Raw genomic sequence first — 12,132 nt, forward strand, 5'->3', positions numbered from 1 at the left:
GCCCGAGCGGTTCGGGGCCTCACGGCGACCGCGGACGCAGGGCAAGGACGCTGCGGCGTGGGGTACAGGTGCCAGATGAATGAGCGCATCCCGGTCGACGAGCTGATCAGCGGCGCCGCGCAGGCTGCCGGCGGGTGGCTGGGCGCGTTGCCGGTCGCGCTGGTGGCCACCAGCGCGACCGGAACGATCGTCCGCTGGAACCAGGTCGCGCAGGAATTGCTCGGCTATGCACCGCCGCAGATGCTGGGGCGCAACATCGCAGACCTCCTCCATCCAGGATCCGATCGCAGCCTGGGCCGCTCTCTTTGGGAAGCCGCGGCCGCCGGGCGGGGCGTGATGGGCACGGTGACCGCCTGGCACCGCGACGGGCACCCACTGGAGCTGGAGATCTGGGCCTCTCCGGTGTCCGACCGCGGGCACGGCGTGGCCACGGTGCTGGTCTTCGCAGCCGATGCCCACGCGGCACGGCGCATCCGGGGATCCTCGGCGGTGTGGGAAGGCTTGTTCGCCCGTTCCCCGGTCGGCATCGCGATCCTCGACTCGCAGTTGCGGTTCTTGCAGGTCAACGCCGCACTCGAAGCCATGAACGGTCTGCCGGAATCGGCACACGTGGGACGCCGCCTGGCCCAGATCCTCCCGGAGGTGAACGCCCGCGAGATGGAGGAGGCCATGCTGCAGGTGCTGGAGACCGGGCGGCCGGTCCTTGACCGCCGCCGTGTCGGACGGACGCCGGCGGAACCGGACCACGACCGTGTGTGGTCGTGTTCCTACGTCCGGGTGGAGGATCCCGCCGGCATGTCGATCGGAGTCATCGCCTCGCTCGTCGACATCACCGAGCAGCAGCGCGACCACGTCGAAGCCGAAGCCGCACGGCGCCGCCTCGCCATGCTCAGTGAGGCCAGCATCCGGGTCGGCTCCAGCCTCGACCTGGAGCGCACCGCGCAGGAACTCGCCGATCTCGCCGTGCCGCGCCTCGCCGATGCCGTCACCGTGGACGTCCTGGATGCGCTGGCGCGCGGGGATGAGCCCGGCATGGGGCTGACCGGCGGGGTCGCCCTGCGGCGCCTCGGCAAGGCCCCGCTGTCCGGATCCAAGGTGACCGATGTCCTCGCCCCCCTCGGCAGGACGCTCGCCTTCCCCGTCGCCGCCCCCTACACGCAGGCCCTCGCGGCCCGGCAGTCCTTCTTGACCGCCCGTCTCGACGAGCAGGCCGTCGCCCCCGCCGCCCGGCACTCGGCCAAGCCCGCCCAACTGCTCGCGGTGGGTGTGCACTCATTGGTCATGGCGCCCCTGGTGGCCCGGGACACGGTGCTCGGCGTCGCCACCTTCTACCGCACCCGCCCGATAGGACCCTTCGGATCCGAAGACGTCACCCTCGCCGGTGAACTCGCCGCCCGCGCCGCGCTCAGCATCGACAACGCCCGGCTCTACCACCGTGAGCACGACACCGCGGTCATCCTCCAGCGCAGCATGCTCCCCCAGCACATCAGCCCGCCGCCGGGCATCGCGGTCAGCCACCGCTACCTCCCCGCGAGCGACGTCAACGAGATCGGCGGTGACTGGTACGACGTCCTGGCTCTGGCCGACGGCAAAGCCGCCCTGCTCATCGGCGACGTCATGGGGCACGGCATCGCCGCCGCCGCGGTCATGGGCCGACTGTCCGCCTCCGTGCGGGCCCTCGCACGGCTGGACCTTTCGCCCGTACGGCTGTTGCACCAGCTGGAAGCCGTCCTCGGTGATCTGGCCGAGCCGATGCTGGCCACCTTCCTGTACGTCGTCTGCGACCCGGCCACCGGACTCTGTACGGTCACCAGGGCCGGACACCCGCCGCCCGCACTCGTGCTCCCCGACGGTACGGTCCGGCTCCTGGACACCCCGCCGGGTGTCCCCCTGGGCGTCGGGGGCATCGACTTCACTCCCACCGAGATCAATGTGCCTCCCGGCAGCATTCTCGTGCTCTACACCGACGGACTGATCGAAGCCCGAGGCCGTGACCTGGACGAACGGCTGGCCGAGCTGACGCAACTGCTCGCGGATCCACAACGGCAGCTGGACCACCTGTGCGACTCGCTGATCACCCACCTCGTTCCGGCGGCGTCCGACGACGACGTCGCGCTCCTGGCCGCCCGCATCGGCGGGGTGCCGTGAGGAGCTGTCGAGCTCCCGCGCCACCGGCGACCGCTGCCGGGCCCCGGGTCACTCCCCGCGCCAGATGCTCCGGTACGCCTCTCGGTAGCCCCGCGGGTCCCAGGACGTGGCCCCGCCGCTGTTCTCGGCCGTCACCACATGAGCGGGGGCGACGTAGCCGCTGGCGGGCCGGCCGGCGAAGGCGCGGTTGAACTCGTCGATGATCTGCCACCCCTGCTGGGCCAGCGGTTCGGGGACGGTGGCGGCCTGGAAACGTCGGCTGTTGATGCGCTGGAAGGCGGAAGGATCGCCGTCGCCCGCGCCGATGTTGAAGGGCGGCCCCTCGCCGGGGCGCCCGGCGGCAAGCAGCGCCGGGGCGGCGTCGGCGAAGTAGAGGTCGTTGACGGCGACGGAGTGGGTCCACCGGCTGCCGAAGCGGGACACCAGGGAGGAGACCTGCCCCGGGGTGCGCTGCCCCGCGTCCGGGATGGGGATGTTCTCGGTCGCCAGCAGCGTCACCCCCGGGCACGTCGCGAGGTGCCGTTTGATCAGCTCGGACTTGTTGCGGGCGAACGGGATGGAGTCATCGGTGAAGATGACGACCCCGGCGTCACCGCCGGACCGGGCGATGACCCAGTCCGCGCTCACCCTCGCGACCTCCTCCACCTTCGTGGTGACGTTGGTGAACAGCCGGGGACTCGTACTCGGTCCGGGGGAGTCGACCGCGTGCCAGCCGATCAGCGGAATGCCCGCGGCCGCTGCCCGCGCAGTCTGCTGCGCGGTGAGCAGGGGATCGAAGCCGCCGATGACGATGCCCGAGGGCCGGAGGGTGACCGCCTGGCTGAGCGCGGCTTGGATGCCCGCGGGGGTGCCGTCCCCGTCGATCACCCGGACCTGCCAGCCGATGGCCGCTGCGGCTTCCCGGACGCCCCTGGCGACTCCGGCGACACCAGGATTGGTCATGGTCTGGGCCACATAGACGATGACTTTGCCGGGCACCGCCTCGGGTCCGGTTGTGGGACCGTTCCAGGGGAGGCCCGTACGCGCGGCCCGCTCGACGGCCTCCTTGGCTCGCACGAGTGCGGCCGGGCAGTCGGCGGCCGAAGGCGAGGCCGAGGCCGAGGTCCGCGACGAGTCGCCTCCGCAACCCGCGACGAGGGTGGCGGCGGCCGCCCAAAGGGCTGTGGCCGCGAGGACGCTGGTCCGATTCGGGTACACGGTGCTCCTGACCTGGGTTGCCGGGTCTATCGGGCTTCGGCTGCCCGCGCCGCCGATGGCCCGGAAGGCTCGTCGGGCGGGTTGCGGTCCCCTGTGGCCCGCGTGCGCAGCCGCCGCCTGGCCGCGTAGCCGGCCAGGCCGACCGCCATCAGCAGCGTGCCCCCGTTGAACAGCGGCGTGGCCCAGAACTGGGCGCCGAGCTGGCCGATCCCGGCGAGCCCGACGGCGAGCACAGTGACGGCCACGAGGGTTCCGAGCGCGTTGGCGCGGCCGGGTTTGATCGTGGTCGAGCCGAGCAGCGCGCCGACGAAGGCGGGCAGCAGGTAGTCCAGGCCGACGCTGGGGTTGCCGATCTGCTGCTGCGCGGCGAGCAGGACCCCTGAGATGCCCACGAACAGGCCCGATCCGGCGAAGGCGTAGACGGAGTACCTGTGGGTGGGGATGCCGATGATGGCGGCGGCGCGGGGGTTGGAGCCGACTACGTACAGGTACCGGCCGAACGGCAGCCGTTCCAGAACCACCCAGAGGACGGCGACGGCGGCGAGGACGTAGAAGGCGGGCACCGGCAGACCGAGGAACCGGGCGTTGTAGAGGCCGGTGAAGGAGGTCGGCAGGCCCTCCGGGCCGGGAACGATCCTGCTGCCACCGGTGAGCCATCCGGTGAGGGCGTACATGATGCTGCCGGTGCCGAGGGTGGCGATGAAGGAGTCGATCCGGGCGAATTCGACGACGGCACCGTTCAGGGCGCCGACCAGCGTCCCGCCGAGCACGACGGCGAGACAGGCGAGCGGCCAGGGCGTCCCCGCCTCGGTGATGAGGTACATGACCAGCACGTGTGCCAGCCCCAGCCCGTACCCGATGGACAGGTCGAACTTGCCGGTGGCGATGGGGATCGTAGCCCCGAGTGCGAGGAGGGCGGGGATCGACTGGTTGGAGAGGATCGAGGACACGTTGTCCCGGGTGGGGAAGGTGTCCGGCAGGACGACGGAGAAGACCAGGAAGAGCAGGGCGGTCAAGGCCGGCAGGCCGTAGTTCCCGATGACGTGCCCGCGCCGGGAGGGGGTCACGGGGCCGTCGGGCTTCCGGTGATCGCGGGCATGGCCGAGGCGGCACGGGTGAGCTCGGCGGGCGTCAGGGCGGCACCGGCCGGCTCGGCCACCACCGATCCGCGTACGAAAACCAGAGCGCGGTGGCAGAGGTCCGCGACCTCCTCGAAGTCGGTGGACACCAGCAGGACCGCCAGGCCCCCGGTGGCCGCTTCGTCGAGCAACCGGTGGATCGCCGCCTTGGCGCCGACGTCCACGCTCGCGGTCGGCTCCTCGAGGATCAGCAGCCGCAGCCGCCCGCGGAGGGACCGGCCCAGCACCACCTTCTGCTGATGGCCGCCGGACAGGCCGGCGAGGGGCACCTCGCTGTCGAGGGGGCGTACCGAGAACCGTTCGATCAGGGCGGAGGCCTCGCGCCGCTCATGCCGGGGACCGCGCCAGCGCCACGCCGGCACACCGGCCGCCCGGGGGTTGGCCAGGAAGTTCTCCCGGACCGTCAGATCAGGGGCGCAACCCTCCTCCTGGCGGTTGGCGGCCACGAAGCCGACTCCCTGGCGGAGGGCGGCGGCCACGGTGCGCGGGTGGTACGGCCGGCCGTCGAGGATTGCCCGCCCGCCGAGCAGGGGCAGCGCGCCGGCGAGGGCGCGGCCCAGGTGCATGTGGCCGGCGCCGGTCAGCCCGACCATGCCGACGATCTCCCCGGGCGCCAGATCCAGGCTGATGGGCCGGGTCCGCTGCGTCGTCACGGCGTCGAGACGCAGCAGGGGAGGGCGGCCGGTGGGCACGGCGGCGGCAGGCCCGCGACGCGCCGGTACGTCGCCCGCGATGTCATGGACCAGACGGGCGGGACCGTACCCGGAAAGAGGTCCACCGCTGACGAGGCGGCCGTCGCGCAGGACGGCGAACGTGTCGGCGACCCGGTAGACCTCGTCGAGCCGGTGGCTGACGTACAGGACGGCGTGCCCCCGGTCGCGCAGTGTGTGCAGCACGTCGAAGAGCCGGGCGCAGTCCGCGGCGGGAAGCGTGGCGGTCGGCTCGTCGAGGACGAAGAGCTCCGTCCGTCGCGCGAGGGCTCGGGCGATGGCGACCAGGGAACGCTCGGCGGGCGCGAGATCCGCGATCCGGGCGTCGGCGTCCAGGTGTCCGGCGACGATCCGCAGGGCGTCGGCGCACTGCTCCCGGGTCCGTCGCCAGGAGATCAGGCCGTGGCGGCGCGGGTAGCCCGTCCCCAGGGCGATGTTCTCCGCGACCGTCATCCACTCGACCAGACCGAGGTCCTGGTGGATGAAGGACATCTTTCCGGAGGCGGCTTCGGATCCGAGCGGTTGCCCGGCCACCGTGACCTCGCCCTCGTCGGCTCGGTGGACCCCGGCGAGCACCTTGATGAGCGTGGACTTCCCGGAGCCGTTGGGGCCGAGGAGGGCGAGCACACTGCCGCGGTGGAGGTCGAGGCTGACCGCGTCCAGTGCGACGGTGCCGCCGAACCGTTTGCCGAGACCGCGTATCCGCACGAGCGGTTCGCCGGCGGCGTGTCCGGACGGGCGGCCCGGCGAGGTGTCGGAAGTGTCATGGGCGTCATGCACGGACGTCTCCGGGGCCGACCTCGGATCCCCTCTCGGGAGGGTGGACAGGGAGGATGCTAATGGGGGCCGGGGAGCAATTGCGTGAATGACGGTCGTTACGCCGCATTCAGCGCGCATTCGGCCCAGATGACCTTGCCGTGGGGGGTGTAGCGGGTGCCCCATGCCTGGGCGAGCTGCGCCACGAGGAACAGGCCGCGCCCGCCCTCGTCCGTGGTGGCGGCCCGCCGCATGTGCGGGGCGGTGCTGCTGCCGTCGGAGACCTCGCAGATCAGCGCGCGGTCGTGGATCAGGCGTACCTGGATCGGCTCGGTGCCGTAGCGGATGGCGTTGGTGACCAGCTCGCTGAGCAGCAGCTCGGCTGCGAACGCGAGTTCGTCCAGCCCCCAGCGGGTCAGCTGGCGGGTCGCGGCGGCGCGGAGGTCGCAGACCCGCGCGGGGTCGGCCGTCAGGTCCCAGGCCGCGATCCGGTCGGCGGGCAGGGTGTGGGTGCGGGCGACGAGCAGGGCGATGTCGTCCGAGGGATGCTCGGGCGCCATGGCGTCCATGACCGCCCGACAGGTGTTCTCGGGGCTCCGGTCCACCTGGGCCAGGATCTCCTGCAGCTGGTCGAGGGAGGCGTCGATGTCGCGGTGGCGATCCTCGACGAGCCCGTCGGTGTAGAGGACGAGCGTGCTGCCCTGGGGTAGCACGATCTCGGCCGTCTCGAAGGGGAGACCGCCCAGGCCCAGCGGGGGCCCGGCGGGCAGGTCCGGGAAACGCACGCTGCCGTCGGGATCGACCAGGGCCGGCGGAAGGTGGCCGGCCCTGGCCATGGTGCACTGTCGCGAGACGGGGTCGTAGACGGCGTACAGGCACGTGGCGCCGACGATGCCGGTGCTGCCCGCGGTGTGGTCGTCGCCCTCCTCCCGGTCCAGGCGGACCAGGAGGTTGTCCAGGTGGGTGAGGAGCTCGTCCGGGGCGAGTTCCAGTTCGGCGAAGTTGCGTGCGGCGGTCCGGAGCCGCCCCATGGTGGCGGCGGCGTGCAGTCCGTGGCCGACGACGTCGCCCACGAGCAGGGCGACGCGGGCGCCGGACAGGGGGATGACGTCGAACCAGTCGCCTCCGACTCCGGATTCGGCGGGCACATAGCGGTGGGCGACCTCGACGGCACTCTGCTCGGGCATGCCGCGCGGGAGGAGGCTGCGCTGGAGCGCCAGGGCCAGGGCGTGTTCCCGGGTGTAGCGGCGGGCGTTGTCGATGCACAGGGCGGCGCGGGCCGAGAGTTCCTGGGCCAGCCGGCTGTCGTCGTCCCCGAAGGGGGCGGGGTCCTGCGAGCGGTAGAAGCTCGCTATGCCCAGCAGGACTCCGCGGGCGAGCAGCGGGACGGCGATGAGGGAGTGCACGCCGCGCGCCATGACCCGCCGGGCGCGCTCGGGGTCCTGAGCGATCCAGCCGGCCGCGGACTTCAGCTCGGGCTCCAGGAACGCGTGCCCTTCGGTCAGGCACCGCATGACGGGATTACCGGGGCGGAGCTCCACATGCCGTCCGGTCGGGTAGAAGGGGCAGTCGTCGCGGATGCCGTGGACCACCGTTCGGTACAGATCGGTCCCGGGACCGGCGGGGTCGTCCCCGCGCAGCACCGCCTCGGGCAGGTCGATGGTGACGTAGTCGGCCAGGGCCGGGACCGCCATCTCGGCGAGCTCCCAGCAGGTGCGGCTCACGTCCAGGGTGGTGCCGATGCGGGTACTGGACTCGGCCAGGAGTTCCAGGCGCCGCCGCGCCTCGACGGCGTACTTCCCGACTTCCGGCTCACCCACCAACACCAGGCCGCGGACCGTGGCGGGGCGGGGCTCGGCGGTGCGGTGCGCGGGTTCGGCGGGCGGCGGTCCAGCGGGGGAGGTGTCGGCGCGGGGCGCGACGGAGAGGTGGCGCACCGGCGGCGTGGTGCTCCTGAGCACGGCTTCGACGACCATTCCCTCCACCCCGGAGCGGCTCGTGACCGCGCGGCTCAGCAGGGTGGCCTCCCGGCCGTGCGGGAGTGCCACGTCGACGGTCGCCTGCCGGGACGATGAGATCAGCTCCGTCGCCCTGTCCTTGAGGATCGCCTGATCGTGCGGGTCCAGCTCGGGACCGACCAGTTCGTCCCATTCGTCCAGCCCGGCCGACTCGGCAGGGACGGTCGCCCGGCCGAAGCGCCCGTCCTGGGTGCCCCTGCCCGGCAGGGTGCGCCGTTCGGCATCGAGGTACGCCCGCAGCAGTCCCCGCTCGCGCGCCGAGGTCTGTCGTGTCAATCGCCGCTCGATCGTCGCGGCGGCCCGGCGGAGCAGGACGGCGAGGGCAGGGCGCTCGTAGGCGTGCGGGTAGCCGAAGCAGAGCACGCCCGCGATGCGCCCGCTGATCTGATCGTGGATGGGGATGGCGCAGCAGGCGTTCCACTGGGCGCGTTCGGCGAAGTGTTCCGCGCCGTAGACCTGGATGGGGCCCCGTTCGGCCAGCGCGAGGCCGATGCCGTTGGTCCCGGCGAACCGCTCGGCGAAGACGAAGCCCGGGACGCTCTGGATGGGGGGAAGGCTCCGGGCCAGGGCGGGATCGCCGAAGCGGCGTTGGAGCACCGTGCCGTTCTCGTCGGCTACGGAGATGTTCATCCGGCTGTCGGAGAACCGGGACTGCAACTGGTCGAGGACGGGTCCGGCGGCACGTACGAGTCGGCTGTCCGGATCGAAGTCGTCCCGGTAGGGCAGCTCGGTCTGGTCCGGTGACAGTCCCAGCAGCCGACAGCGCAGCCACGAGTTCAGGATCGGAGTCCGTACGGCGGTCGCGACCGGCTCGCCCACCAGGAATCGCTCACGGGAGCGTGCGGGACCGATCTGCTCTCCCGTGACCCCCATCTGCATCACTTCCCCTTGCCGGCGCGCGTCCGAGGTGGTCCGTGCAGTCCGTGCGATGAAAGTCGCATCAGTGTGTTCTGAGTATATTCCTGGCTATTTGAACCCTCACAGGAGAGCGACCGGATTGACCGGTGATCCCGTCCCGCCGGGGACATTGAGGGGTGCCACGACGATCATGAACTCGTAACGTCCCGCTTCGGCGCACGCGGCGGACAGCGCCTCCAGGTCCAGGTTGTCCAGCAGCGGGACCCCCATGGCCGAGAGGGCGAGGGCGTGGACGGGAGAGTGGACGCCCTCGACGGGGGAGGGCCGGACGTCGCTGTCCCCGTCCGCGCCGAGCAGACTGATCGCACGCTCGGCCAGCAGCGGCATCGCGTCCACATGGAAGCCCGCGCTCGCCGCGTCGACGTCCCATGGGCCCATTTCCCGACGGCGCCGGAACCGGCCGGAGCGCAGCAGCACCGCACATCCGTCGTCGATCCCGACATCGAGTGCCCGCTCGGCGGCGATGACGTCACGGGCGCGGACGGCTTGTCCGGGCTCCAGCCAGTCGGCCCCGAGGACGACGGGCAGGTCGAGGAGGACACCCCTGGTGACGAGCGGGCCGAGCGCCGCCACCGAGCCGAAGCGGGCGCCGCCGGCGCCGATGAACTCGCGTGCCGGGTGTCCCTCGTAGAGCTGCCCTTGGTAGGCGATGTGTGACAGTGCGTCGAGGTGGGTGACGGCCTTGCCGTGGTAGTCGACGGCGAGGAAGTCCTTGTGGGCGGACGGTTCCGGGGGCTCCACATCGCCGAGGTCGGACATGTAGTGCAGGGCGGGCCTGGTGTTGTCGGGGCCGGGCCGGGTGTTCCAGGGCAGCCCCAAGGGCACCGTCGTACCGTCCCGGACCAGGGTGGCGGCCCGCCGTACGTGGTCCGGGGTGACCCGGTTCCAGGCGCCCCGGTCGGCGGGGGCCCAGCGGCCCCACGTACGGACCTCGGCGAAGAGGGCGTCGAATTCCTGACGGGAGATCCGGGGGGTCTCCACGGGGTTGGTGCTCAAGGGTTCGCGGCGCTCCAGACTCGACGGGCGGCGGGGGGCGGCCCGCCGTTTCCGCATCCGTACCCGCTGCCGGCAGCGGCCGGACCTCCGCGGGGACCGGTGAACCTGAGTGGCGGGCATGCCGCCGGGCGGCGGTGATCCGTACGACGCGGTCCGGATCCGGCACGGGGTCTGGATGATCGTCGGGGATGTCCGAGGGGCGCTCCGCAACGCCACCGGCGCGGTCAGCCGCTGTGCGGGATGAGCGCGGCCAGCGGCAGGTGGCCGACCGGCCCGACGTGCAGGCGGCGAGCCCGAATCCGGTCACGGGCGAAAGCGCAGCGGGTGGTCCGCCGGCACCTCCACCACGGCGATGCGCACGCCGTCGGGGTCGGCGATCCACATCTCGATCAGGCCCCATGCCTCGCGCCGTGGCGGCCGCAGCATCTCGATGCCCCGGCCGCGCAGTTCCTCGTACGCAGCCTGCACGTCGGCGACTTGGAGCCACAGTTGAAGACCGGGCGCGGGCGGAGCCTCGGCGCGCCCCGATACCTCGAGGAACCCGCCGCCGAGGAAGTAGACCGTCCCCCGCTCGGGGCCGGAGGCGAACTCGCGGTAGACGGCGAGCCCCAGGGTGTCACCGTAGAAGGCGCGTGAGCGCTCGGGGTCCGTGGGACGCAGCAGAATCCTGCTGCCCAGTACATGCACCGTGACCCCCTATCCTCGCTCACGCGGCGTACGGGCTCCGAGGGCCGTGACGGCGGCGATCATCCGGTCCCAGAACCGGTCGATCTCCAAACCCACCGCGACTCGGGCGTTGACCGGGCGGACGCCGTCACGCTGCAGGTCCACCACCGTGGCGCCGCGCGTGTACCGGCCGTGCAACTCCACGACGACGTTCGCGTCCACGCAGTGCACGAGCCCGGGATCGATGACCCGGGCCACCGCGACGGGGTCGTGCAACGGCGGGTGCGGGAACCCCCACAGCGTGCGGTACGTGGACGCGAAGAAGGCCAGCAACTCGGCGCACATGTGTCCGAGGGGCGTACCGAGCCCCTCGAAGCGGGCCACCACCTCGGGCGTGGCCAGTGCCTGATGAGTGACGTTGAGACCGCACATGGTGACGGGCACGCCGCTGCGGAAGACGATGTCCGCGGCCTCCGGATCCGAGAGGATGTTGAACTCGGCTGCCGGGGTCCGGTTGCCCCGCTCCGTCGATCCGCCCATCAGGACGATCTCGCGGATGCGGGAAGCGTCCTGCGGAAAGCGGGTCAACAGGAGGGCGATATTGGTCAACGGCGCCGTCGGTACGAGGGTGACCGGCTCCGGATGCCCGGTCAGCATCCGGTGGATGAGGTCCACCGCGTGCTCCGGGACGACGTCCACGGTGGGTTCCGGGAACATGGGCCCGTCGAGGCCGGAGGCTCCGTGCACGTCCTCCGCGACGCTGAGCGCCTGGACGAGCGGCCTGCCGCAGCCCGCCGCGATGGGCACATCGGTGATCCCGGCCACCGTGCACACACGCCGAGCGTTCAGAGTGGTCTTGTCGAGCGTCTGATTGCCCGCGACCGTGGTGATGGCCAGCAGATCGACCGCAGGGTCCCCGGCCGCCAGCAGGATCGCGAGGGCGTCGTCGTGTCCGGGATCGCAGTCGATGATGATCGGGACGGGCACGTCGCTCCTGCCGGTGCGGGGTCGTGGGCCCTCCAGTGTGGCGCCGTCCCGGGCCCGTGACCAGGAGGCGCCCGGGGAGTGGCTGGGAAGAGCCGGGGGAGCACCGGTAGCTCCCGCTGGGCCCGCCGGTTGGGGCCGAGCACCCGCGTGTCCCGGCCTTCCCGGCGGTCACCGGGCGCTCGCGGCAGGACGCACGACGATTTCGTTGACGTCGACCCCGGCCGGTTGGGCGACGGCACAGGCAATGGCCTCGGTGATGGCGGATGCCGGAAGCGCCACGGCTCGACAGGCCTTCATGGCCTCCCTCGCAACAGGATCGGAGATCCCTTCGGCCAGCTCGGACTCGGTCACGCCCGGAGAGACCAGAGTGACCCGGACCGAGCCGTCCGACTCCTGGCGCAGCCCTTCGGAAACAGCTCGGACGGCGAACTCGGTCGCGCAGTAGACAGCCGCGGTGGGCGACACCTCGTACGCACCGACGGAGGCGACGTTCACGAAGTGCCCGCCGCCCTGGGCGCGCATCACGGGCAGGGCGGCGGCGATCCCGTACAGCACGCCCCGCACGTTCACGTCGATCATCGGGTCCCACTGTTCAGC

Annotated in this window: 8 protein-coding genes and 1 pseudogene; 1 reads left to right on the top strand and 8 read right to left on the bottom strand. The window is 72.1% G+C overall.

Features of this window, described 5'->3' with window-relative positions; translation table 11 throughout:
- The first annotated feature begins 75 nt into the window (after positions 1–75).
- Positions 76–2,148: a SpoIIE family protein phosphatase gene (locus AC3IX6_RS36020; RefSeq protein WP_489367476.1), complete on the top strand. Its 2,073-nt coding sequence runs from the start codon at positions 76–78 to the stop codon at positions 2,146–2,148.
- 48 nt (positions 2,149–2,196) lie between these two features.
- Here the strand turns inward: AC3IX6_RS36020 and AC3IX6_RS36025 are convergent, their stop codons facing one another.
- The 8 genes and pseudogenes from AC3IX6_RS36025 to AC3IX6_RS36060 form a co-directional block, all read right to left on the bottom strand.
- Entirely contained in the window at positions 2,197–3,345 is a 1,149-nt protein-coding gene (locus AC3IX6_RS36025; RefSeq protein ID WP_489367477.1) for a substrate-binding domain-containing protein, read from the bottom strand.
- 26 nt (positions 3,346–3,371) lie between these two features.
- On the bottom strand, positions 3,372–4,412 hold the full coding sequence (locus AC3IX6_RS36030) for an ABC transporter permease (RefSeq protein ID WP_489367478.1): 1,041 nt from the start codon (positions 4,410–4,412) through the stop codon (positions 3,372–3,374).
- Complete coding sequence (locus AC3IX6_RS36035; protein ID WP_489367479.1) at positions 4,409–5,974, bottom strand: sugar ABC transporter ATP-binding protein; 1,566 nt, start codon at positions 5,972–5,974, stop codon at positions 4,409–4,411. The genes AC3IX6_RS36030 and AC3IX6_RS36035 overlap by 4 nt, the downstream gene beginning before the upstream one ends.
- Before the next feature lie 95 nt (positions 5,975–6,069).
- Positions 6,070–8,841, bottom strand: a complete 2,772-nt coding sequence (locus AC3IX6_RS36040) for a SpoIIE family protein phosphatase (protein ID WP_489367480.1) — start codon at positions 8,839–8,841, stop codon at positions 6,070–6,072.
- 105 nt (positions 8,842–8,946) lie between these two features.
- Positions 8,947–9,882 carry a cyclase family protein gene (locus tag AC3IX6_RS36045; RefSeq protein ID WP_489367481.1) on the bottom strand — a complete coding sequence of 312 codons (936 nt, stop codon included), beginning with the start codon at positions 9,880–9,882 and terminating at the stop codon, positions 8,947–8,949.
- A gap of 303 nt (positions 9,883–10,185) precedes the next feature.
- Positions 10,186–10,569 (bottom strand): VOC family protein, encoded by a 384-nt coding sequence (locus AC3IX6_RS36050; protein WP_489367482.1) that lies wholly within the window; start codon positions 10,567–10,569, stop codon positions 10,186–10,188.
- A 9-nt stretch (positions 10,570–10,578) separates the two neighbouring features.
- Complete coding sequence (locus AC3IX6_RS36055) at positions 10,579–11,535, bottom strand: nucleoside hydrolase (protein ID WP_489367483.1); 957 nt, start codon at positions 11,533–11,535, stop codon at positions 10,579–10,581.
- A gap of 168 nt (positions 11,536–11,703) precedes the next feature.
- Positions 11,704–12,123, bottom strand: a pseudogene (locus AC3IX6_RS36060) (SDR family oxidoreductase); the annotation flags it as partial.
- Between the last annotated feature and the right edge of the window lie 9 nt (positions 12,124–12,132).

The sequence above is a fragment of the Streptomyces sp. GL_141 genome, assembly GCF_057834385.1.